This window comes from Glaciimonas sp. OK215, from assembly GCF_057787885.1.
Genome location: NZ_CM173544.1, coordinates 5,643,509 through 5,667,014, shown reverse-complemented (window position 1 = coordinate 5,667,014; position 23,506 = coordinate 5,643,509). Strand labels below are relative to the sequence as shown.

General features: G+C 57.5%; 19 protein-coding genes. 9 read left to right on the top strand and 10 right to left on the bottom strand.

Annotation, left to right across the window (positions count from 1 at the left end):
• Window positions 1-54: 54 nt before the first annotated feature.
• The 7 genes from AC3CHX_RS26190 to AC3CHX_RS26160 all read right to left on the bottom strand — a co-directional run bounded on the left by AC3CHX_RS26190 (window position 55) and on the right by AC3CHX_RS26160 (window position 10,968).
• Window positions 55-1,503, bottom strand: a complete 1,449-nt coding sequence (locus AC3CHX_RS26190; protein WP_488630869.1) for a biotin carboxylase — start codon at window positions 1,501-1,503, stop codon at window positions 55-57.
• Window positions 1,504-1,534: 31 nt separating this feature from the next.
• Window positions 1,535-4,387: an aminotransferase class I/II-fold pyridoxal phosphate-dependent enzyme gene (locus AC3CHX_RS26185; protein WP_488630868.1), complete on the bottom strand. Its 2,853-nt coding sequence runs from the start codon at window positions 4,385-4,387 to the stop codon at window positions 1,535-1,537.
• 66 nt (window positions 4,388-4,453) lie between these two features.
• Window positions 4,454-5,347, bottom strand: coding sequence for a carbon-nitrogen hydrolase family protein (locus tag AC3CHX_RS26180; RefSeq protein WP_488630867.1), 894 nt, complete (start codon window positions 5,345-5,347; stop codon window positions 4,454-4,456).
• A 434-nt stretch (window positions 5,348-5,781) separates the two neighbouring features.
• On the bottom strand, window positions 5,782-7,137 hold the full coding sequence (locus AC3CHX_RS26175; protein WP_488630866.1) for a sigma-54-dependent transcriptional regulator: 1,356 nt from the start codon (window positions 7,135-7,137) through the stop codon (window positions 5,782-5,784).
• Complete coding sequence (locus AC3CHX_RS26170; RefSeq protein ID WP_488630865.1) at window positions 7,130-8,968, bottom strand: sensor histidine kinase; 1,839 nt, start codon at window positions 8,966-8,968, stop codon at window positions 7,130-7,132. The genes AC3CHX_RS26175 and AC3CHX_RS26170 overlap by 8 nt, the downstream gene beginning before the upstream one ends.
• Before the next feature lie 368 nt (window positions 8,969-9,336).
• Complete coding sequence (gene cls / locus AC3CHX_RS26165) at window positions 9,337-10,758, bottom strand: cardiolipin synthase (protein ID WP_488630864.1); 1,422 nt, start codon at window positions 10,756-10,758, stop codon at window positions 9,337-9,339.
• A complete protein-coding gene (locus tag AC3CHX_RS26160) occupies window positions 10,759-10,968 on the bottom strand; it encodes a hypothetical protein (RefSeq protein ID WP_488630863.1) in 210 nt (69 codons plus the stop codon).
• Between AC3CHX_RS26160 and AC3CHX_RS26155 the strand changes: the two genes are divergently transcribed.
• The gene (locus AC3CHX_RS26155; protein WP_488630862.1) at window positions 10,967-11,407 is read left to right on the top strand and encodes a GNAT family N-acetyltransferase; all 441 of its coding nucleotides are present in this window, start codon (window positions 10,967-10,969) and stop codon (window positions 11,405-11,407) included. The genes AC3CHX_RS26160 and AC3CHX_RS26155 overlap by 2 nt on opposite strands.
• 9 nt (window positions 11,408-11,416) lie before the next feature.
• Here AC3CHX_RS26155 and AC3CHX_RS26150 read toward each other — a convergent pair whose 3' ends face one another.
• The gene (locus AC3CHX_RS26150; RefSeq protein WP_488630861.1) at window positions 11,417-11,737 is read right to left on the bottom strand and encodes a DUF6916 family protein; all 321 of its coding nucleotides are present in this window, start codon (window positions 11,735-11,737) and stop codon (window positions 11,417-11,419) included.
• 107 nt (window positions 11,738-11,844) lie between these two features.
• A complete protein-coding gene (locus AC3CHX_RS26145; RefSeq protein ID WP_488630860.1) occupies window positions 11,845-12,441 on the bottom strand; it encodes a phage tail protein in 597 nt (198 codons plus the stop codon).
• Between the two features lie 286 nt (window positions 12,442-12,727).
• Between AC3CHX_RS26145 and AC3CHX_RS26140 the strand changes: the two genes are divergently transcribed.
• The 8 genes from AC3CHX_RS26140 to AC3CHX_RS26105 all read left to right on the top strand — a co-directional run bounded on the left by AC3CHX_RS26140 (window position 12,728) and on the right by AC3CHX_RS26105 (window position 22,745).
• On the top strand, window positions 12,728-13,018 hold the full coding sequence (locus AC3CHX_RS26140) for a nucleotidyltransferase family protein (RefSeq protein WP_488630859.1): 291 nt from the start codon (window positions 12,728-12,730) through the stop codon (window positions 13,016-13,018).
• Complete coding sequence (locus AC3CHX_RS26135) at window positions 13,011-13,388, top strand: HepT-like ribonuclease domain-containing protein (RefSeq protein WP_488630858.1); 378 nt, start codon at window positions 13,011-13,013, stop codon at window positions 13,386-13,388. The genes AC3CHX_RS26140 and AC3CHX_RS26135 overlap by 8 nt, the downstream gene beginning before the upstream one ends.
• Before the next feature lie 410 nt (window positions 13,389-13,798).
• Window positions 13,799-15,991, top strand: coding sequence for a TonB-dependent receptor (locus AC3CHX_RS26130; protein ID WP_488644938.1), 2,193 nt, complete (start codon window positions 13,799-13,801; stop codon window positions 15,989-15,991).
• Window positions 15,992-16,092: 101 nt separating this feature from the next.
• Window positions 16,093-17,115 (top strand): beta-propeller fold lactonase family protein, encoded by a 1,023-nt coding sequence (locus AC3CHX_RS26125; protein WP_488630857.1) that lies wholly within the window; start codon window positions 16,093-16,095, stop codon window positions 17,113-17,115.
• Entirely contained in the window at window positions 17,112-17,666 is a 555-nt protein-coding gene (locus tag AC3CHX_RS26120; RefSeq protein ID WP_488630856.1) for a cytochrome b, read from the top strand. The genes AC3CHX_RS26125 and AC3CHX_RS26120 overlap by 4 nt, the downstream gene beginning before the upstream one ends.
• Before the next feature lie 339 nt (window positions 17,667-18,005).
• On the top strand, window positions 18,006-19,145 hold the full coding sequence (locus tag AC3CHX_RS26115; RefSeq protein WP_488630855.1) for a porin: 1,140 nt from the start codon (window positions 18,006-18,008) through the stop codon (window positions 19,143-19,145).
• 290 nt (window positions 19,146-19,435) lie between these two features.
• Window positions 19,436-20,956: an aldehyde dehydrogenase gene (gene adh, locus AC3CHX_RS26110; protein WP_488630854.1), complete on the top strand. Its 1,521-nt coding sequence runs from the start codon at window positions 19,436-19,438 to the stop codon at window positions 20,954-20,956.
• Between the two features lie 40 nt (window positions 20,957-20,996).
• On the top strand, window positions 20,997-22,745 hold the full coding sequence (locus AC3CHX_RS26105; RefSeq protein WP_488630853.1) for a PQQ-dependent methanol/ethanol family dehydrogenase: 1,749 nt from the start codon (window positions 20,997-20,999) through the stop codon (window positions 22,743-22,745).
• On the opposite strand, the gene AC3CHX_RS26100 is transcribed toward AC3CHX_RS26105, so the two are convergent.
• The gene (locus tag AC3CHX_RS26100) at window positions 22,726-23,385 is read right to left on the bottom strand and encodes a hypothetical protein (RefSeq protein ID WP_488630852.1); all 660 of its coding nucleotides are present in this window, start codon (window positions 23,383-23,385) and stop codon (window positions 22,726-22,728) included. The two genes, AC3CHX_RS26105 and AC3CHX_RS26100, sit on opposite strands and share 20 nt — an antisense overlap.
• Window positions 23,386-23,506: the final 121 nt, after the last annotated feature.

Sequence of the window (23,506 nt, the reverse complement as noted above, 5' to 3'; positions counted from 1 at the left end):
ACGGCTCTTTTAAATATGACCGGACCTTAGTGTTCTGAGTCCGGTCGACGTGGTTTACAGGATTTTGAATGCGCCCGGTGCCGGTTCAAATCCGGTGGTCGTGATCGGCTTGCCGGCGTAATAGGATTTAATCCCGCGTATCCAGTCGCGCGAGCGCAGGTTGAGCCGGAAATTGTCATCCATGGAACGGCCGCGGGTAATCAGGATGCCCAGATCCGCGCCTTCATAACGATAGTCGCCGGGACCGGAAATCCGCAGGAAAAAGGCTTCCCGTTCGGATTCGATGGCCTGGCGGTGATAATCGAAACGATGGTAGGACACGGAGCCGTCCTCACTCATCCGATAAATGCCGGAGGCGGGCGCATGGGTGATGATGTCCACATTGTCGCTGGTGGATTTGATGACGACTTGCGACCATGAATCGATAAACTCGGATTGGGCCCAGCGCTCATTCAGTTCACGCACCTTGAGGTCGAACGGCACGCCGGAAAATTCCAGCAAGTGAAACAGGAACAAGGGCGCGTCGGCATACGCAAACGCGCCATGGTTGGTCATCGGGCTGGCGCCGCAGATACGCGGATTGAGTTCGCCCAGATACACTTCGCCGCTATCCGCATCGATCAGGAAGTCCAGGTCGAAGTAGCCGCGATAGCCTTCTTCCAGCAATTGATTGCCGAACTTAAAGGCCATGTCACGGGCTTTCTCACGCACTTCGGGACTGAACGCGCCCGAGAATATTTCGTTGCCGCACCAGCCGCCTTTATAGGGCGTCAGCTCGCGCGCGCCCACCACCTCGGTCAGCAAGGGGCCGACCAGCGTGCCGGATTGCGTGGCGCAGGCTTCCAGCGTCGCGCCACGGCAATTGATGCGCTTCATGATCTTGACTTCGGGGTCGTTGATGATTTCATCCTTGTGCTTGTCGAAATCATCCTGAGAGGAGATAAAGAAGGTGGTGTGCCCGGAATCCCCGAAGGCTGACTGCACCACCAGATCCCGGCCCAGTTTATTGCGCTCGGCGATCTCCATCAGATTGGTGTAGCTGCTGACTTTTTCCAATGCATTGGGCACCGACGGCACGCCCGCCTTGTTGCCGATCCGCACGGTTTCCATTTTGTTGTCGCAACGGGTGCGCAAGGCGGCGGGCGGGAACCACACATCCAGACCGAGTTCTTTGGCAAGTTCTTCTGTTTTTTCGTCGAACATCAGAAAACTGGCCACCGGTTTGCCGCCGCGCCGTTCGATCAGGTCGATCACGTCCTTGTGCTGCAACAGATGGTTGTTGATATCTTCAATCGATTCGAATTCGGCGTGCGGCGTTTTCTCGGGCACAAACACGTTCGGGTGGCGGCCGTCGAAACAATCGAGATAGTTGATGTACTTGAAGCGGTTGACCCAATGGTCGATGCCCATCAGGTTGAAATTGGTGGCGCTGATGAAATAAATCGGCCGTTCATTGCGGTGAAAAAACAAACGCATGTCCGATACATTTTGAATTTTTTGCATGAATCTCTCCTTTAATTGCTTCTTGTAATGTTTATTTTTGCGCCAGTGTTTTTACTGCCGATTTTTCTGCCGCCTGGTCTTCTCCCGCAGTGCTCTTCGCGGCTCTGGCGGCAACCGCTACGGCCGTTTTGGAGGCGGTCTCTTCCGCCACCTTGGCCAACGCGGTCTCCGTGAACACGCGGAAACCGAGCTCGGGGCGATAGCCATGAATTTCACGGGTGTCGAGCGCCTCCATAAATTCAAGAATTTCGGCGCTGACCACCTGGCCCGGCACCAGAATCGGGAAGCCGGGCGGGTAGGGGATGACAAACATGGCCGACACCACTTCTCTATCCCTGGTTTGCGCGTGGCGGATTTCTTTCATGGTCAGGTATTCACATTCTTCCTCGTCGTAGGAAAGGAAAAACGCGCGGCGCATATCGCCATCCGGGGTGTCATGCGCGCTATCGCTGCCGAAAGCAAAATGAAAATGCGAGAAATTCGGCAGCGGCGGCAGGTCCTGGGTCAGCGACACGATGCGTTTTTCGTGCAAGCGCCGCTCTATGCCGCTCATGTCCGACGTGTGCTCTTCCAGCTGCTCCGCAATTTTGACCAGGACTTCAATCAGATACGCCACCGACGAACGGGTAGTGCCGATGTTGGTCATGAACAACACCGTGTTGCGCGAGGTTTTATTGATTTGAATGCCAAACTGATCCATCAAGTAGTCGTGCTTGAAGGTGTCGCCATCGATGCCCGAGGCGCCGATGGACAGGGTCAGACGCGCCGGGTCAAGGGCGAACTCATCGTTGCGCCAGGCGTCTTCCATATTCGCCCAGCCGGTGTCCTCGCTGTAGTAGGCATCCACGCCCGACGAGCGGTATTGCGCCGGAATGATGTCGCCGACTCGCAGCATCTTGAAATATTTCTTCAACAACGGATGGTTGGTGACGCGTTCGCGCAGGGTCATCGCCAGATCGATCTGGCGTTGCACCAGCTCGTAACCTTCGAGTTCCACCTGACGCCGCCCCACATCCAGCGAGGCAATGATCTGGTAATTCGGCGAGGTCGACGTGTGAGTCATGTAGGCTTCATGGAAGGCTTCTTCGGCCTTGTCCTTGAAATCCTGATCCCAGACATGAATCATCGAGCCCTGGCGCAGGCTGGTCAGGGTTTTGTGGGTCGACTGGGTGGCATACACACGGATCCGCACTTTTTTCGGGTCCGGCATCAGGCGCGTCGCCAGCACCTTCTCTTCATTATCCCAGTCGGCATCGCTGAATTTCTTGCTAAAGGCGGCGTAGGTCTTTTCGTAATCGCTGCTGGAATACTTGCCGCGCAATTTGGCGGCGGCCGCCATGCCGGTGCGGCGTCGATAGGTCGGGTGGAAGTGGGCGAAGGCAAACCAGGCTTCATCCCACAGGAAAATCAGATCCGGCTTGATCGCGAGGCACTCTTCCATCACGCGCTCGACGTCATACACCACGCCGTCAAAGGTGCAGTTGGTGAGCAACACCATTTTCACCAGGTTCAGCGTGCCGGCCTTTTTGAATTTCAACAGTTTGCTTTTGATTTCCACCATCGGCACTGCGCCGTACATGGAGAATTCATCGAGCGGATAAGAGTCCAGATACGCCACGCGCGCGCCGGCCAGCACCATGCCGTAGTGATGCGATTTGTGGCAATTGCGGTCCACCAGGACGATGTCGTTCGGCTTCACCAGAGCCTGCACCACGATCTTGTTGGCGGTCGAGGTGCCGTTCGTCGCAAAGTAGGTGCGGCGCGCACCGAAGGCGCGGGCGGCATATTCCTGCGCCAGCTTGATCGGCCCCACCGGATCGAGCAAGGAGTCCAGGCCGCCCGACGTGGCCGAGGTTTCCGCCATGAATAAATTCAAGCCGTAGAACTGCGCCATGTCTTGAATCCAGTTGGAGTTCAGGATCGATTTTCCGCGCGCAATCGGCAGTGCGTGGAACACGCCGGTAGGTTGCTTGGAATATTCTTTCAGGGCGTTGAAGAAAGGCGTGCGGTAACGCTCGCCGACACCTTTCAGGATCGACATATAGAGTTCGGTGTCGTCCTCCTCGCGGAAGAAAATACGCTTGAAAATGTTGCCGCCCTTGGCCGCAATCTCTTCGGCGGAAACGTCCGTCACCAGGTACAGATCCAGTTCCGGACGGACCGAGGCGATCTTGTTGCCGAGCAAGGGGCCGCGTTCGGATTCCGGCAGGCATTCGATGCCTTCGTCCAGTCCTTCCAGAAAGCTGCGGATGACATTCAACTGGTAGTCCGACTTGAAGGGAAACCCGTGACGAATCACACAGGCTTGCAAATTGAAGTTGAACAGGGTCGCAATCAGGGCATCTTCAAAGCTCGGCGCCACCACGATGTCGTACACGAAGGAATCGTCGGGGCGGCGCATGCGCTTGATGCGGCGGCGTAAGGCGGACTCTTCCTCATCCGATATTTCCTCGACGATCAAGACCTCGAAGTAAGGACGCTGAATCTGCGCTTGCTGCTCTTCTTCCTGCTCGATTTCCGAAGACGGATCGAAATCGGCATCGAGCGACAGGGTCTGGTGCCGGTAGGTGCGATTGGCCAGCATGCGGTTGATGCGGCGGGCTGCCACGTTGACGCGGTTGAAATCGCCTGCGGCAAACCACTGGCAGATTTCGGCAAAGAGAATCCGCCCGGGGAAAGCCCAGTAACTTTCGATCGGCTTGAGCAGATTGAGCGTGTTTGCCACGCTCTGCTGGCGTTGGGTAAATTCGGTATCGACGTGGGTCAACTCAACCAGGCGTCCCAGATCGTCGGTTAAATTGATCCAGCCGTCGGATCGCATTTCCCACGCGCTGCGGTAGCGATTGAGTGAAAGTTTGTCAGCACCATTCGACTTCTTGGCCATGCGTATGCTCCCCTAGTTATTTATTTTTAAACTGCAACACTTCGAATCGTTATCCGCAGCCGCCGGTCAATGACAGCCAGGGCCGCTGACATCATCGAGGCGGTTTTCCGAGCCGGGTTTTACCAAAGGCCCGAGCGAATCCAGGTAGGCCGTCTGCGCGGGATCGTTGCCATACACCGGAAAATCCACCAGGCGGTCGCGGAAGCTCTTCAGGGGCTGGCCCAGGCCGCGAATGCCGCGCTCGCGCTCGCGCCGGACCTTGGCGAAATCGATTTCCACCGGAATAATCTGTGCGCCGGCCGAACCCGCCTGATGCAACACATAGCCGGATGCGTCGACCACGATCGACTGGCCGGCACCGCCATCCCCGACCCCGTTGATGTCGATCATGTACACCTGGTTGGTGGCCGCCGAGGCTTTGGCGATGGCCAGCTCGATGTCGCGGTCGATGGTGTCGGTCATGGTCGGGTGCAGGATCACTTCGGCCCCCATGGCGACCAGTTGCCGGGTGGTTTCCGGGAACCACATGTCGTAGCAGATGGAGACCCCGAAGCGTCCGGCATCGGGAACATCGAAGACCACAAATTCAGTACCGGCGCAAACGCCGCGTTCGTAGGGCGTGAAGGGGAACAGTTTCCGGTGGCGCGCGATCACTTCGCCTTGCGGGTTGATGACCGGCGTGGTGTTGAACAGCGCGCCATCCCTGAGTTCAAACAGGGACCCCGGGATCAGCCACAAACCGTGCTGCTTGGCGATCTCGCACAAGCGTTGCTCGGCGTTGCCCGGCATCGGCTGGGCGTGGGACGGGTTGGGGCCGAAGGCTGCCAGTTCCGAGAACAACAGCATGTCCACCCACGGAAAACGCTGTCGGACATGGGCCGCATAACGTGCCATCGCGACGATGTTGTCTTCGTAGGCGGACACTTCCATTTGGATACCGGCGATTGCAAAAGGCTTCATAATTTTTCAGCTAACACTAAGCGGGAGATAATCCGGGCAAGTAAGGCATACCGGCCCGGGCCAACAATTCACAGGCTCGGACGCGTGACAAGCTGTGCTCGCCTGCTACTCGATAGGTAGCAAAGCGCATGCCAGCGGCAGGGGGCGGCGCAGCTTGTTTCCAAGTGCTTGTTTCTATGAGTGATCGCAGGGAAATGCATGGAATCGACAGCACTTGGCTGTGCTGAAACTTGCACTGATGGATGAATTGCGGGCTGACTTTTCAGCCCCGTTTGGGCGCGAAAAATATGACGTCGATGGACGAATTTTGTTCAGCCCGTAGGGCGCAATAACATTGCGCCGCATGTGATCAACCGCCGCATTCGGCGCAATACGCTGCGCTATTACGCCCTACGGAGCGCAGCTCCGTATTGAAGGAAGCGCTCTGAACCGCTTCACTGCATGGCGGTTTTGAACTTTTCGGCCACCAGGTTATATTTTTGCATCTTGTGATACAGCGTTTTCTTGGGCAGACCCAGGGCGACACAGGCCTCCATCACGTTGCCGGAATAATTGCGCAGTTCCTGTTCAATCATGGCGCGTTCGAAGCCATTCACCTGTTCCGCAAGGGGGAGCTCAGCCACCGCATGCGCGGACAACATCCCACTGTTTCCTCGCATGACCCCCAGCACGAAACGGTCCGCGATATTCCGTAATTCGCGCACGTTGCCGGGCCATGAATGGGCTATCAGCTCGCGCATTTGCGCACACGACACGACTGGCGCATTGCGGTTGTAGCGGGTGGCCGCCTGCAAGAGAAAATGTTCGAACAGCATCGGGATGTCTTCACGCCGCTCGCGCAACGGCGGCAGATTGAGCACGATCAGGTTGAGGCGGTAATACAGATCGCTGCGGAATTTCTGCTGATTCGACAGCTCCTTCAGGTCCAGTTTTGCCGCAGCGATAATCCGCACGTCGACCGGCAAGGCTTGATTGGAACCCAGCCGCTCGACATACCGCTCTTGCAACACGCGCAATAATTTGACTTGCAGCGACAAGGGCAGGCTTTCGATTTCATCCAGAAACAGGGTGCCGCGATCGGCATGTTCAATCTTGCCGATCTGCCGTTTCGAGGCGCCCGTAAACGCCCCCGCTTCATGGCCGAACACTTCGCTCTCGAAGATGCTTTCCGGAATCGCGCCGCAATTGACGGCGACAAAATGGTTTTTCTGGCGCTGGCTGTGTTCATGCAGACAGCGCGCCACCATTTCCTTGCCGGCGCCGGTGTCGCCATAAATGAGCACGTCGGCAGGGGCATCGGCGATATCCAGGATCGTGCGGCGGATCTCCTTGATCGCCGCCGAGTTGCCGAGCAGAGTGGCTTCGATACCGCTGCGATGTTCCAGCTTGTGCCGCAACGAGTGGACTTCCAGCAGCAGCCTGCGCGTTTCCAGCGCGCGCTGTACGACTTCCACCAGATGTCCCGACGAATACGGCTTCTCGATAAAATCATAGGCGCCGTTACGCATGGCTTGCACCGCCATCGAGATATCGCCATGGCCGGTGACCAGGATGACCGGCAGGTTCGGATCGAGCGCCTTGATCTGCAACAGCAGCTCCAGGCCGCTGATGCCGGGCAGTTTGACATCGGTGACCACAATCCCGGGAAAATCCGGCACCAGGTAGCGGCGCGCCTGCTCCGCTGAATTGCATGCCAGTACTTCCAGACCGGCCAGTTGCAGGGCTTGCTCACTGCCGACTCTCACGGTCGGATCGTCTTCTACCAGCAAGACCTTGAGTCCATCAAACATAGTTGACCTCCTGCGGCGAAACGCGTAATTCAATTGTAAATACTGCGCCGTTTTCGAAGCAGTTTTCGGCGGCCAGGGTACCACCGAACTCGCGCACGATCTGCCCGGAAATAGCCAATCCGAGTCCCAGCCCGTGCCCCGGCGCCTTGGTGGTGAAAAACGGCTCGAACAGATGTTGCCGGACCGTTTCCGAAATCCCCGATCCGGTGTCATGGACCCGTATCAGTACCCGTTCCTTCTGCGTGACTACGTCTACCGTCAGACGCCGCACCGCACAGTCCGCCATCGAATCGAGCGCATTGTTGAACAGATTCACCAATACCTGTTCAAGGCGGTTGCTTTCGCACAGTGCATACACGTCTTCATCGGGGATGTGCTGCTCGAAGGCGACATGTTCCAGTCGCAGCCGCCGCTCGACCAGGAACAAGGCGTTCTTGATGGCGGGACGGATCGGTATTGAGGTCATGCGGGTCGTGGACTTGCGGGCAAATACCTTCAACTGGCCGGTAATCGATCCCATGCGCTCAACGATCTGCAAAATGGTGGAAAGGTTGGCTTTCGCTTCATCCGTGCGGCCCCTGTCCAGCAACGTCAAGGCGTTGTCGGACATGGTATGCAGCGCGGTCAACGGCTGATTCAGTTCATGCGTGATACTGGCGGACATCTGTCCCATGACCGCCATTTTCCCGGCATGGATCAGTTCATTTTGCGTCTCGCGCAGTTCTGAAGTGCGCTCGGTGACCATCTGTTCGAGATTGTCGTAGGCATGCTGGAGCGCCTCTTTGGCCGCGACATTCTGGGCAGCCGCATGCTGGCGCTGGCGTACATAAAAGAACAGCAGCAGGGCAAAGCCAAACAACACACAGGAAAAAGCGGCCGCTACACGGGCATTCGATTTTGCCTGGCTCATGTCGGACAGATAGATGAATTGCCAGTCCGGTTGCGCAATCACCCTGGTTCGCGTCAACAGACTCGGCCCGCTATCGAGCTGCCCGCTCAAGCCCGGCGCACCGCGAATGGAAATGATGTGCGATCCGTCGTTGAAACTGCGTTGGGTGACGAATTCCAGCGGCGCCAGATTTTGCGCATCGTACTGACGCGTCTCGCTGAGCTGATCCAGTGTATTGAGCGACGATTGTCCCAGGGTCCGGTACTTCCAGGCGGGAACCGAAGTCAGGAAGACCACGCCCTTTTGATCGACCAGCAGCACCCGGTCCGCCCCATGCGACCAGGTCTTTTCCAGCTTTTCAATATTCACTTTTACGGTCGCTACACCCAGCATCTTGCCATTCCGGTAAATGCCGTGCGCGAAGTAATAGCCCGGCTCGTGGTTGGTCGTCCCCACCGCGTAAAATCTTCCTGGCTTACCCTTTAGTGCATCCTGGAAATACGGGCGAAACGACACGTTGTCACCGATAAAGCTGTTTTTTTCGCGCCAGTTGCTGGCAGACCGTGTGATGCCCGTCAAGTCGTCTATAAAGATCACGGTCGATTTTGCCTGTGCATTTACCTGTTCCAGATATTGATTGACCGGCACGGCAAGCTTCGGGTCGCCCGGGGCCAGCAAAAGACGAATGATGTCTTCATTCAGTTCCAGGGTTTTGGGCAAATAACTGTATTTTTCCAGTGTGCTGTCCAGGCTGGCCGCATACATCTCGAGTTTGTGCGATCCGCTCGCGCGCAGGTTGCCGATGGCGGCTTTTTCGGCCCAGAAGTAGGCGCCAGAAGCGACCAGCAAATAGCACATAAGAACTGTGCCCCAGGCAATCGCGCTTTTTCCGGAAAATTGCGCTATGCGACGGATACAAGACATCACTTTATTTCTTTGCATAGTCGTCGCCTGTGTCATGCATCGGTCTGAACTTCCGTCGAAGTATGGCCATTGACTCCGAGCGCTGTCAACTTGCCCAGCGGCAATGCCGCTGGCATGCGCTCGGCGGTGTCTCCAGTTCTATTTATCTCGGTCGTGCTTTGCGCAAGACCTGCTTTTTTTACGGGCGGTAGCGTGTTGGGTAGCAATGGGCATGCCTGCGGCAAGCGGTGCGATGCCTTCTCTCTAAGTGCATGTTTTAAAAGCAGTTAATGGAAGGAGAATGTACGGACCCGTGCTGAAATTCGGACTAAGCCGCGAATTGCTGTCTGACTTTTCATCCGCCAGCGGGGGACGTTGCAGCACGGCAAGGCCCGCTGGTTTGACGCTTACAGCACAGGGCTGAACAAGCGTGCGACGTGAATCGCGACCCGGTACAGATAATGCAGGCGCGCATAGTCGGGTGCGCCGATTTCAATCGCTTGTTCGAAATCGTCCTGCAGCATCGCCTCGACCTCGCCGGCGAACGCTACGTCGACGTTCAGGGCGGCGATTTCAAAGTTGAGCCGGAGTGAACGGTTATCCAGATTCATGCTGCCGACGGCGGCGGTGTCATCGTCGATCAACAGCACTTTTTGGTGGGTAAACCCGGGTTGATAGCGGAACACGCGGATCCCGGCACGCACCGCCTCATGGGCGTACAGCGTGGATGCCAGGAAAACGGTGTGATGATCCGGGCGCGACGGGATCAGGATGCGGGCATCGACACCACGGAACACCGCCAGCTGCAACGCTGCGATCACGGCTGAATCCGGCACCAGATAAGGCGTGGTCAGCCAGACGCGGCGGCGGGCTGCGTGAATCGCCTGTACGAAGAACAGCGAGCAAGTCTCTTGCGCGTCGGCCGGACCGGTGGCGGCAATCAGGCTGGTGGCCTGGCCGTCTGCCGCGCGCGGCGCCAACAGCGCCAGCTGGTCGCCGGTAATCCAATGCCAGTTTTCGTCAAACGCCAGTTGCAGATCGGCCACTGCCGGGCCTTGCAGTTCCATATGTGTATCGCGCCACGGCGCCAGCGGCGGTTTTCGCCCGAGATATTCCTCGCCGACATTCAGTCCGCCGACAAAGCCGCGCCAGCCATCCACCACCACTATCTTGCGATGATTGCGGAAGTTGAGCTGGAAGCGATTGCGCCAGCGCCGCGTGGCGAATGGATGCACTTGCACGCCACCGGCGCGCAGGATATCTCCATATCCGCGCGGCAGGTCGTGACTGCCGACGCCATCGTATAGCAGATAGACGCGTACGCCCGCTGCGGCCCGTTCCAGCAACGCTGCCTGTAGCCGACGCCCGAGCTGGTCGTCGTGAATGATAAAGAATTGCACCAGCACGTAGTGCTCGGCCGCAGCGATGGCAGCGAAAATCGCCTCGAAGGTCGCCGCGCCGCCGACCAGCAGACGCAAACGATGGCCGCTCAGGAAAGGCACCCCGAGCATGGCGCTGATTGCCGCATAACGTTGCGCGCCTGCATGCGGCGGGTACTGCGCACGCAATGCCAGCTGCCCCGGATCGTCCAGGGTGCGCATGCGGCCCCGGCGCGAGTGGTGCAGTTCGACATAGCCGGAGAAATGTTTGCTACCCAGAAACAGATAGGGCAACAGCGTGACGTAGGGCAGCAGCACCAGTCCGAATACCCAGGCGACCGTTCCCTGCGGCGTACGGGTGTGCATCAGGGCATGTGCCGCAGCGAGAATGCCGGCGGCGTGCAGGAAGAGGACGATAGCGGAAATCAGGCCAAGCGGCAGATGCGGCATTCAGATGACTCCGAATTTTTGTGAAAATTGCATTTTAGCGATAACGTCCGCGCCAGATGTTGTAATCTTGTCGGCGGCAATGCTGCGGCTTGCGCCGCGTGGCACTCTGTTCAAACTGTTTCGAGAAAATTCCAGCATGTTATCTGCCTCTTCTTCTTTGCCGATCGGGATTTCCGTGCGGCCTGCCAGCGCCGCCGACAAACCGTTCATGGAAACCCTGTACCGGTCCGCGCGCCCCGATTTGCAGCTGATCGACGGCGAACAGGATCTGGTCGAGACGGTGATGGCGCAGCAGTACGGTGCGCAACTGCAAGGTACCGGGGAAACTTATCCGAATGCCATGCATTTCATCATTGAAAAGACCTTGCATAGCATCGGTGCCCTGGTAGTCGATTTCGGCCACAACGAAGTCCGCGTGATCTACGTCGCCTTCAGCGTGGCGGCGCGCGGCTTCGGCTATGGCAAGGCCATCCTGCAAGGCGTGCAGCAGGCCGCAGCCAGTTCGAACTGCCCGGTCGCCGCGGTAGTGTGGCACAACAATCCCGGCGCCAAGCGGATCTACCTGGAACTGGGCTTCCGGGTAGAGGAATCGCAATTGCTGGCCGAGCGGCTGGTGTGGTATCCGGGCGCGCAACCCGCTGTGCCTTGAAGTTTGACGCTAATTGAACATAATCTGAAAATACGCACCCGCCGGGTCGCGCCCCAGCGCTGCCACGCGGGAAACGTACAGGCCATCCACGCGCCCCAGGGTATCGAGGTCAAGCGCGCAGGGGCCTTCGATAAATCCGGTAGCGCGCTGCGCGGTCAGGCTGACGGAAAACGGCATGCGTTGCGGGTCCGCTGCATACGGGTTGCGCGACAGCGGCTTGCTGGTCACGCTATCGACTGTGACCGGCAGTGTGCTGCCATCGGGCAGATGCAAGTCGCAGACCTTCCCGGTCAATGGATTGAAATGCACGGCTTCAACACGTTCTAGCATGGGTTTTCACCAATCGGTAAATGGATTGTCGGGAAGGCGCATGCCTGCGGGGTTGCACTGCTGACCGGCACCATTGATGGCGCGGTCAGCCCGCAGGCACACAGTACTTAGTTGCGAGAAGGGAACAGGCCTTGCAGCGCGATACTGAAGTTAAGCACCAGGAACGGGTTCATGATGGCAGCCGGCAAGCCATTCCCGGTCACACTATTGACTACCGAGCCACCGGAGCCGCCATTGGCGCCGCCCAGGGCGATCGCAGGGGCGGGCGATGAGGTCGCCCAGATTGCGGCACTCGATGGTCCGCCGGGAGAGCCGGCCAGGACATTATTGGTGGCGGTCGGCACAATCGTGTTTCCCGCTGTGTTGGCGGACACGTTATAGCCGCTGCCTCCTGACGGTGTAAACGCTGCCGCGTGCGTGTGGCTCGGCATATTGTTGACCAACAGCGTTACATCTTCGGTGCCGGAAGCTTCGCCGATGACGCGCGGCGTCAGGCTAAGGCCGTTACCCTGACCGATTGGCAGCCGCCCTTGCAGGTTGGGCAGCATGAAGTTTTGTGTCCCATTCCCGCCGTAGGTCACGCCTAACAGTGCGAACAGCGCGTTGTATTGCTGGATGCTGAGGGTTTGTCCGTTACAGCCTTGCCAGCCGCTAGGTGCAAACTGAAAGCCGAATGTCATGATGCTGCCCAGAAACACTTCCATGATAGTTTCCCTTAGGTGTCTTGCGTTTAAGTTGCCGGGGTTGCTACTTTAGTATTTACAGCAAGCAACAGTTGAGCAGGAATGCTGCATTTTTGCAATACCCGGCCTGCAAATTTCTTCTCGGCGACAATTCAGCCTTCCGGGCCGTTAAACAGATTGAGCAGAGATGGGCTGAAGAGTGGAGTGACAGCCGTAACTCGCGTTGCTCGTCAACGAGCGAGTCGGGCTGCTTGAGGCCGCAGGTACAATACAGAAGTAGAATCACAAGATTGAATGGGGGACGTTAATGAACCGCTCGCATGCCATCGAATTACTCACCCAAAGCAAACCGATACTGACGGCCCGTTATGCGGTCACGGATCTGGCTCTGTTCGGCTCCACCGCACGGGACAACGCCCGTATCGACAGCGACGTCGACATACTGGTCAGCTTCGATGGTCCTGCAACCTCGGAACGTTACTTTGGGGTCCAATTCTATCTCGAAGACCTGTTTGGTTGCGCAATCGATCTGGTGACGGACAAAGCCCTGCGCGCGGAACTGCGTCCATTTATTGAAAAGGAGGCCGTGCATGTCTGATCCATCACTGCGCGAATGGCGATTTTACCTTGATGACATGATCGGATTTGCCGAAAAAGTCATCGCCTATACCGACGGAATGGACCAGAGCGGGTTTGTCGCCTGCGCATTGAATTATGACGCCACGATACGTAATTTGGAACTAATCGGCGAAGCGGCAACTCATGTGCCGGACGCGGTGCGGCTGGCCAATTCGCAGATACCGTGGCGGCTTATCATCGCGACGCGAAACAGGCTGATCCATGGATATCTCGGCATCGACAATGACACGCTGTGGAGCATTATTCGCGACGATATTCCGGTCCTACTCCCCAATCTCATTGCATTCAGGGAAAATCAGCATCCCGGACTCGGCGACCTCGGACTTTGACATAAAAGACTTACCCGAGTGACACCGCCGGCCGGCCGCACCAGGAATATTCCATTCTTTCAGATCGACACGATCTTGTTCCTCTCAGGGAGCAACACGTCGCGCCTGACAACTGTTCAAATTTGGATCAACGCGTTTGAGTTGCCTGTATTTGCAACACATCGTCAGCGGCGAATACATCTCGAACAGCACCCGTGAACCTGCATGCGGCACCGCTGTATGCAATCGGCACGGTTATTGCCTCATACAGATTATTGCCGGCGCTTGTTGCGGACGGCGCATCTGTCCGGTGACCTTTTCAACATGTCACCCTGCACCGATGAATACGCAAAAAGAACGATAAGCCAGGAGATCACATGTCTTGCCCGAAAATGTTGGCAGCTGCCGCCGAAGTGGCGGGTGTATTTCTCATGTTCCAAGGTCAGGTACTGGCAGCCGACGCGCTGGCCGTTGCCGAGCAGGAGCTGCCCGCGATTGTCGTGACGGGCACGATGCCGCTTCCCGGTCTCGGCCTGCCATTGCGCGACGTGGCTGCGAATGTGCAGACAGTCAAGGGCGCCGAGATCGCACGGCAACATGCCGGCAATATCACCGAATTTCTGGAGCAAAACCTGAGCAGCGTCACCATCAATGCGGCGCAAGGCAATCCGTATCAGCCGGATGTCAGCTATCGCGGCTTCACTGCGTCGCCGCTGCTGGGCACACCGCAGGGCCTGTCGGTATTTCAGGATGGTGTCCGTATCAACGAACCCTTCGGCGATGTCGTCAACTGGGACTTGCTGCCGCAATCGGCGATTGCCAACCTGCAGGTCATGCCGGGGTCGAACCCGATCTTTGGATTGAATACGCTCGGCGGGGCGCTGGCCGTCACCACCAAGAACGGGCGTACCAATCCCGGCGGCCAGGTAGAAATGTCGGGCGGCTCGTTCGGCCGCAAGACCCTCGAACTGGAGCAAGGCGGCAAGGTCGGTAATCTGGACTACTTTGTCACCGCCAACGATGCAATGGATCATGGTTGGGCCGATCACAATCCAAGTCGCGTCAAGCAGTTTTTCGGCAAGGTGGGCTACCAGGATGCCGATACGGCCGTGCATATGAGCCTGACGGCGGCGGATAACGATTTGCAGGGCACGCAAACCATTCCGCGTTCGTTTCTCGACAACCGGCGTCAGGCCTACACTTTTCCTGACGAGAATGTCAACCGGGCCACGCTCTGGAGTCTGTCCGGCAGCCACTTTTTTAACGAAAAGTTGCAGGTGTCGGCCAATGCGTACTATCGCAATTACCACAACGGGAATACCAGCAGCAACGTCAACGGCAACTACAGCGCTACCGATCCGGTTGAAGCTGACAATGCGCGCTCTATCGTTGATCAGGGCAGTGTCGGATTCGGGTCGCAACTGAGCTATCTGGGAAAACTAGGCGCAAGGGATAATCAGTTCGTGGTCGGTGTGGCCGGGGATTTCGCGCAGGCCCGCTTCAAGCAATTCAGTCAGGATGCCCAATTTACCGCCGCTCGCGACACGCTGGGCATTGGCGGCTATGCGCTTGGGACCGATGCAAAAACCCGCAATAGCAACCTCGGCATTTTCTTTTCCGATACCTTATCGCTGAACGAACTATGGTCAGTCACCGGATCCGGTCGTTACAATTCTGCGCGGGTGAAGATCAGCGACCAGACCGGGGCACAGCCGCTACTGAATGGCGATCATGCGTTTTCACGTTTCAATCCGGGGTTCGGCGTGACCTACAATCCGCAGCCGGGACTGACCGCCTATGCCACCTACAACCAGGGAATGCGCACCCCGACCGCCATCGAGCTCGCTTGCGCCGATCCGGACGCCCCATGTTCGCTGCCGAATGCGTTTATCGCCGATCCGGCGCTGAAGCCGGTGATTGCCAAGACCGCCGAGTTCGGCGCGCGCGGCAAACTGGGCGCTGCGTCGAGCTGGAGCGCGTCGGTGTTTCGGACCGAGCTGGGCAACGATATTCAATTCATCAGCAGCAATAGCGCATCGACCAGTACCGGCTATTTTCAGAACGTCGGCAAGACGCGCCGACAGGGTCTGGAACTCGCAGCCCATACGGTCATACAAAAACTCGCTGTGACCATGAGTTATAGCTATATCGATGCGACCTACCGGACCGCCTTCGTTGAACAGAGTGCGAGCAATTCGCGCGCCAATGCCAACGGCGACGTGATCGTGCGTCCGGGCAACAAGCTGCCGGGCATCCCGCAAAATACTTTCAAGCTGCGCCTGGACTATGCGGCGACGCCAAAGTGGAACGTCGGCACCAACCTGATTTATCGCAGTGCGGTTTTTGCGCGCGGCGACGAGAATAATCAGGACGCCAACGGCAAGATCGCCGGCTATACCGTGGTGAATCTCGATACCACTTATGCGCTGACCAAGCAGCTGCAAGTGTTTGCGCGCGTGGATAATTTGTTCAACCGGCAATATGCGAATTTTGGCGTTCTCGGGCAGAATTTTTTCAACGGGCCGGGACACTCCTTCGACGCTGACAACGTCAGCAACGAGCAATTCGTAGCTCCCGGCGCGCCGCGCGGTGCCTGGGTTGGTTTGCGGTACGCGTGGAATTGATTGAAAAATGTTGTGATGGCGCGTCCGCGTGTTGCGACCTGCCAACCCGAGTCAGAATTCTGACCGATAACCTGCCGCAACCCTTGAAAGGTTCCTACGCCATGAAACCAAATTTCTTGCAAAAAAAATGCCCGACATTGTCGTCAGGCGGGTCTTCCGATCGCGCTGCATATGTACCTGGATTGTTCGCCTCCGGCGCGGCTTTATCTTTTGCATTGCTGATGCCTTTACCGTCGATTGCCAGTCCGTTCGCGTATGTCCCGAACGAAAAATCCGGCACCATCTCCATTATCGATTGCGCCAGCGATACCGTCGTCGGGCAAATCAAGGCCGGGACCAAGCCGCGCGGCGTGGCGCTCAGCCACGATGGCAAAACCTTGTACGTCAGCGATCAACCGACCAATGCATTGCTGATTGTCGATCTGGGGAAAAGAGCGGTAGTCGGTACGGTGCCTGTGGGGGAGTCACCCGAAGGCGTCGGCATTTCACCTGCAGGAGACTGGATCGTTGCGGCAAGCGAAATCACGAATTCAGTCAATTTCATCTCGACTGCGACCAATAAACAGGTTTTCAGTATCAAGACCGAGGGAAAAAATCCCGAACACGCGGAATTCAGTCCGGACGGAAAATGGCTGTATGTCAGCGCCGAAGAGGCCGACTCGATCGACATCATCGATGTAGCGAAACGGCAGCAGGTCGCTTCGGTAAAACTGGGCATGCGCCCGCGCGGCATTGCGTTCAAGCCGGATGGCAGCCAGGCTTATATCGCCGCCGAACTTGGCAGCATGGTCTACACGGTGGATGTGGCGACACAAAAAGTCGTCGGGCAGATCAAGGCCGGAAATTATTCGAACGGCGTCACCATGGCGCCGGATGGCAGCCGGGTATATATCTCGAACGGTAAGGACGGCACGATATCGGTCATCGATGTCGCCGGGAATACGGTGGTGGCGACCATCCCGGTCGGCAAGCGGCCCTGGAACATGGCGATCACGCCGGACGGCAAGAAATTGTATGTGGCGAACGGGCGCTCGAATTCCGTTTCCGTCATCGATACCGCAACCAATGCCGTCAGCAAGGAAGTCGTCGTGGGTGCGTTGCCTTGGGGCGTCGTGGTCCGATGAGCGCACTTAGCGGAGTCGCGCTGAACCGGAGCGGGCGCCACGGCTTGACGGTGGTCGTCCTGCATTGGGCGCTTGCGCTCCTGATCATCGGCATGCTGCTGCTGGGCTTTTACATGGCCGGGATCCCGAAGGGGGCACCCGGCCGGGCGTTGTATTTCAACCTGCATAAGTCCTTGGGCGTGCTGGCAGGCCTGCTGATCCTGCTGCGCCTTGGGTGGCGTCTGACGCACGCCGCCGCGCCGCTGCCGGCCAGCATGCCGGGCTGGAGCGCGGCGGCCGCACGCTGGAGCCATCGGCTGCTCTACCTTTGCATGGTGCTGCAGCCAGCGACCGGCTATCTGTCGTCTTCGTTCAATAAGTATGGCATCAGGTTCTTCGGTGCGGCCCTGCCAAACTGGGCCTGGGAGGACCCGCGGATGCGCGATCTGTTCATGGGCTTTCACAAGACCGTTGCCGTCGTGTTTGCTGTGCTGATCGCGCTGCACGTGCTGGCAGCGCTCAAGCATCTGCTCGTCGATCGCGATCGGGTGTTCCAGCGCATGCTTCCTTAGCCCTGACAGGTATGGCACGGATCGGATTGGCGATCAGAATCTGAACAGGCGCACGCCGATGTGATCCGCTTTGACGCATGCCGCGCGTCCTGAATTATCGCTAATCCATGCCGATAAGCAGCTATTTTCCGATCCATTCGCGCGTCGGAAACAGGCGGCCTGGCCCCCTTCAAATTCCCGTGTTTCATGCGCGCCCAGCACGCTTTTTCAGCAGGCGCGAGCGCATGGAAAAGTCTCCCGGACGACGCAGCGGTTTGCCGCAGGCATGCATTTTGCCCATAGCCCGATGCATCGATAGCTGATGCGATTGAAAAAATCAAACGGATAGAGGAGACCTTAATGAAAAAAATATTGCATCGGAAAAAATCGTTATTGGCATTGATGGCGCTTGGCACTATTGCCGGTGGCGCATGCGCGCAATCGTCAGTCACCATTTATGGTGTGGTGGATGCCGGAGTTGCCTTTTTCAACCATCAACAAACACCAACCGGCGGGACCGGTAGCGTGACGGCATTCAACACCGGCGGCGCCAGTCCCAGCATTTTTGGCTTCAAGGGGAGTGAAGATCTGGGCGGCGGTTTGAAAGCCAATTTCGATCTTGAGGGCCACTTCTTTTCGGGCACCGGCGCAGGCGGTCAATGGGGCGGTCTGTTTGGCCGCCAGGCGAATGTCGGCCTTTCCAACAGTTACGCTACCTTGACGCTGGGCAAACAATATTCGCCTGCGGTACTGGCATTTGCCGCAACCGACCCGCGCGGCTTGAAAGAAACTTTTTCCGGCCTGATTTCCTGGGCGCTGACGCAAAGCCCCTTGAATGCCGGCACGGCGACGGCACCCGCCAATTCGAATGCCGTCATCGACGTGTTCGTGGCGAATGCCGTGGGCCTCAGCACCAAAATTGCGGATGTCAATTTGAGCGGCTCGGTCAGCCTGGGCGGCAATGCCGGCAGCAATACCGCGAACCGCGTCATTGCGCTGGGCGCGACCTATACCGGCCCGGTCACGCTGTCGGCGGCTTACCAGTCGGACAATGGGCAGTCGCTCGGGGCGATCGGGGGAAGCGGAATCCAAACCAGAAAATATAGCGTCGGTGCCGGCTATACCTTGGGCGATGCGACGGTGACGCTCAACTACCTGAACAACAAGAATAGCGATCCGGGGTCGAGAGCCGGATTGGCGCAGTATCGCGTGGTTGGCGCCGGCCTGAATTACCGGACTTCGGCAGCCAATAGCGCGACCCTGGCGTACTACTATTCGACCAACAAAGACGGCGTCAGCGATACCTCCAGAACGTGGATACTCAGCGATGACTATGCCTTGTCCAGGCGCACAACCCTTTACGCCCTGGTCTCGGGAGTGAACGCGGGCAGCGGCTATAGCGCCGGTGCGCCGTTCGGCGTGGCAAATAATAATCTGTTCCTTGCCACCGCAGGAAAAACCACCACCGCCGTTGAGTTGGGTATCAAGCATGCCTTCTGATCGATGCGTTATGCGCATTTTGGAACAGTAAATTTATCAGGTGTTCAGAAATATGACAGCTGCGCCAGGCATTGGCAGAGGTGTCGTCGTGACCGGAAGTCGTCTGCTTGTCCTCTGGTCACGAGAAGAACGCAGCGCATCCCGTGTCCGATCGAGGCCGCTGCAGGGCGGTTTCAATGAGCGCGACCCGTGCAAACCGGGCTGGCATGGCGATTGCTGAATAGCTGCAGTGTTCGAAGGTGCCAACTCGGAAGAATTCGATTCCACAACTATATCAACAGGAGCAAGACATGAATCTAGCAGACATCAGCAAACTCGGCGTCGAGAGCCCATTCAAGCAACGCTACGATAATTTTATCGGCGGCAAATTCGTGGCGCCGGTCAACGGCATCTATTTTCAAAATATCACGCCGATTACAGGCCAGGTTTTTTGTGAGGTTGCGCGTTCTACTGCAGAAGATATAGAACTGGCGCTGGACGCGGCACATGCGGCCAAAGCCAGCTGGGGCAAAACCTCGCTTGCGCAACGCGCGAATATCCTCAACAAGATCGCAGACCGGATGGAGGCCAATCTGGAGCGTCTGGCCACGGCCGAGACCATCGACAACGGCAAACCACTCCGCGAAACGATGGCGGCGGATATCCCGCTGGCGATTGATCATTTCCGCTATTTCGCCGGCTGCATTCGCGCACAAGAAGGCAGCGTTGCGCAGATCGATGCGGAAACCTATGCCTACCATTTTCACGAGCCGCTCGGTGTGGTCGGACAGATCATCCCGTGGAACTTCCCGATCCTGATGGCGGTGTGGAAAATGGCGCCGGCGCTCGCAGCCGGAAATTGCATTGTCCTCAAACCCGCCGAGCAAACACCGGCCTCGATCCTGGTCTTGATGGAGCTCATCGCCGACTTGCTGCCGCCCGGCGTACTGAACGTCGTCAACGGTTTCGGCCTGGAAGCAGGCAAGCCACTGGCTTCCAGCAAGCGCATCGCAAAGATTGCATTCACCGGAGAAACCGGTACCGGCCGTCTGATCATGCAGTACGCTGCGCAAAATATCATTCCGGTGACGCTGGAACTGGGTGGGAAATCGCCCAACATCTTTTTCGCCGATGTCATGGATCAGGACGATGCCTTCTTCGACAAATGTCTTGAAGGCTTTGCGATGTTCGCGCTGAATCAGGGGGAAGTCTGCACTTGCCCGTCGCGCGTCCTGATCCAGGAGTCGATCTATGACCGCTTCATGGAACGCGCAGTCAAGCGCGTGGCCGCGATCAAGCAAGGCAATCCGCTCGATATGGCGACCATGATCGGCGCGCAGGCATCGCAAGAGCAGCTTGAAAAAATCCTGTCCTACATGGATATCGGCCGCCAGGAAGGCGCGAAAGCCTTGATCGGCGGTGAGCGCACCACGCTGCCGGGCGACTTGCAGGGCGGCTACTATGTGCAGCCTACGATCTTCGAAGGCCATAACAAGATGCGTATCTTCCAGGAGGAAATCTTTGGCCCGGTGGTGTCGGTGACGACCTTCAAGGATGAAAGCGACGCACTGGAAATCGCCAACGATACCTTGTACGGCCTGGGCGCGGGCCTGTGGACGCGCGACGGCTCGCGTGCTTTCCGCGTGGGACGCGGGATCCAGGCTGGCCGTGTATGGACCAACTGCTATCACCTGTACCCGGCGCATGCGGCATTCGGCGGTTACAAGCAATCCGGCATCGGACGTGAAAACCACAAGATGATGCTCGATCATTATCAGCAAACCAAAAACCTGCTGGTCAGCTACAGCCCCAACGCTCTGGGATTCTTTTAAACGAGAAGTGAAATATCCAATTCACAAACAGGAGGATGACATGCATAAAAAGCTAATAGGAGTTCTGCTCAGCATCGCTGCGGGCAGTGCGTTTGCTGTCCAGGCAGCGGGCGTCACCGATGCGATGCTGGCCAACGATGCCAACGCGCCGAACAATGTCTTGTCGTGGGGGATGGGAACGCAAGGGCAGCGTTTCTCGCCATTGACGCAAATCAATACCAGCACCGTGAGCAAGCTCACGCCAGCCTGGTCGATGTCGTTCGGCGGTGAAAAACAACGCGGGCAGGAATCGCAGCCATTGATCTATAACGGCAAAATGTTTGTGACCGCTTCGTATTCCCGGATCTATGCAATCGACATGAAGACCGGCGCCAAGCTCTGGAAATACGAACATCGCTTGCCCGACGGGATCATGCCTTGCTGCGATGTTGTCAACCGCGGCGCAGCCTTGTATGACAATCTGGTGATCTTCGGCACGCTCGACGCGCAACTGGTGGCATTGGATCAGGATACCGGCAAGATCGTCTGGAAAGAGAAGGTCGACGATTATGCTGCCGGCTACTCCATGTCCGCCGCGCCGCTGATTGCCAAAGGCATGTTGCTGACCGGCGTGTCCGGCGGCGAGTTCGGCGTCGTGGGACGTGTCGAGGCACGCAATCCGCGGACCGGCCAGCTGCTCTGGTCGCGTCCGATGATTGAGGGGCACATGGGCTACAAATACGACAAGGACGGCAAGGCAACTGAAAACGGCATTACCGGCACGACCAACAAATCCTGGCCCGGCGATTTGTGGAAAACCGGCGGTGGCGCCACATGGCTGGGCGGGACTTACGATGCGTCGACCGGCCTGGCCTATTTCGGCACCGGCAATCCCGCTCCCTGGAACAGTCATTTGCGTCCGGGCGATAACCTGTATTCCGCGTCCACCGTAGCGCTGGATGTGGACACGGGGAAGATCAAATGGAGCTATCAGACGACTCCGCACGATGGCTGGGATTACGACGGCGTCAACGAGTTTGTCACGTTCGACATGGATGGGAAACGCTATGGCGGAAAGGCCGATCGCAACGGTTTCTTTTACGTGATTGACGCCAAAAACGGCAAACTGGAAAACGCTTTTCCATTCGTCAAGAAAATCACCTGGGCCTCCGGCATCAATCTGAAAACCGGTCGTCCTAACTTCCTTGAGCAGGGACGCCCCGGCGACCCGACCAAGGGTGAAGCAGGCAAGAAAGGGGCGACCGTATTTGCCGCCCCGGCTTTCCTTGGCGCCAAGAATCAGATGCCGATGGCCTACAGTCCGCAAACCAAGCTGTTCTACGTTCCAGCCAACGAATGGGGCATGGATATATGGAATGAGCCGGTCAGCTACAAGAAAGGCAGTGCTTTTCTCGGTGCCAGCTTTACCATCCGTCCGATCAACGACGATTACATCGGTGCGATGCGCGCGATCGATCCCAAGACCGGCAAGATCGTCTGGGAAATCAAAAACAGCGCGCCGCTTTGGGGTGGCGTGATGACGACGGCCGGCGGCCTGGTGTTTTACGGGACACCGGAAGGATTCCTGAAAGCGGTCGATGCCAAGACCGGGAAGGAACTCTGGAAATTCCAGACCGGCTCCGGTGTCGTGGCGCCGCCGGTGACATGGAAGGATGGCGATACCCAGTATATCGCCGTGGTGTCTGGCTGGGGTGGCGCAGTACCGTTGTGGGGCGGCGAGGTTGCCAAGAAAATCAGCGCCATTGAACAAGGTGGATCGGTATGGGTTTTCAAACTCGGTCCGCAGTAACGTTAGCAGCTTCCAGGTCGTCAAGGTATTGAAGACAGCTTACTTCTTCCCGCCCTGAGGCGTTTTGGCTGACGACTACGGTCGTCAGCTTTTTTTTAAATATTTTATTGTGCGCATCAGGTAATTTGGTCGTTGCGTATCTAACACGGTTGCTACTCCGTGGAGGCAAGCCGGGAGTGGCCCGGCAGCCAGTCACTTTTCTTGCTTCGCCAAGAAAAGTAACCAAAAGAAGGCGACGCAAAGCCGTTGCCCGCCGTTGGCGGGTCCCCAAATGGGGCGGGCGCCAGTCGGGTGGAGAAACAAACTCGCTGCGCTCAGACAAGTTTCCCCACAATTCCCGACTGGCACCCGCCCCATTTGGCAACGTCTCAATGCGGAATTCAAAAGCAACGTCAAAACCCACAGCCTCTGCAGTGAATCGGGGACTGTATTTGCCGGCAGCGCAGCGTGCCGCATCATTGTTCCACCGCTTAACCCACCACGGAGCGCCGAGGGGTTGCTGTTGAGGTTGCAGTTGACGTTGCTTTTGATCTTCCGCATTGAGACGCTGCCAAATGAGACGACTGGCGTTCGGATAAAGAGGGAAAACTTGTCTGAGCGCAGCGAGTTTGTTTTCCCTCCCGAACGCCAGTCGTCTCATTTGGGGACCCGACCAACGGGAGGGCAGTGGCTTTGCGGTCGCCTTCTTTTGGTTACTTTTCTTGGCGAAGCAAGAAAAGTGACTGGCTGTCGGGCCACCCCCGACTAGCTTCCACGGAGCA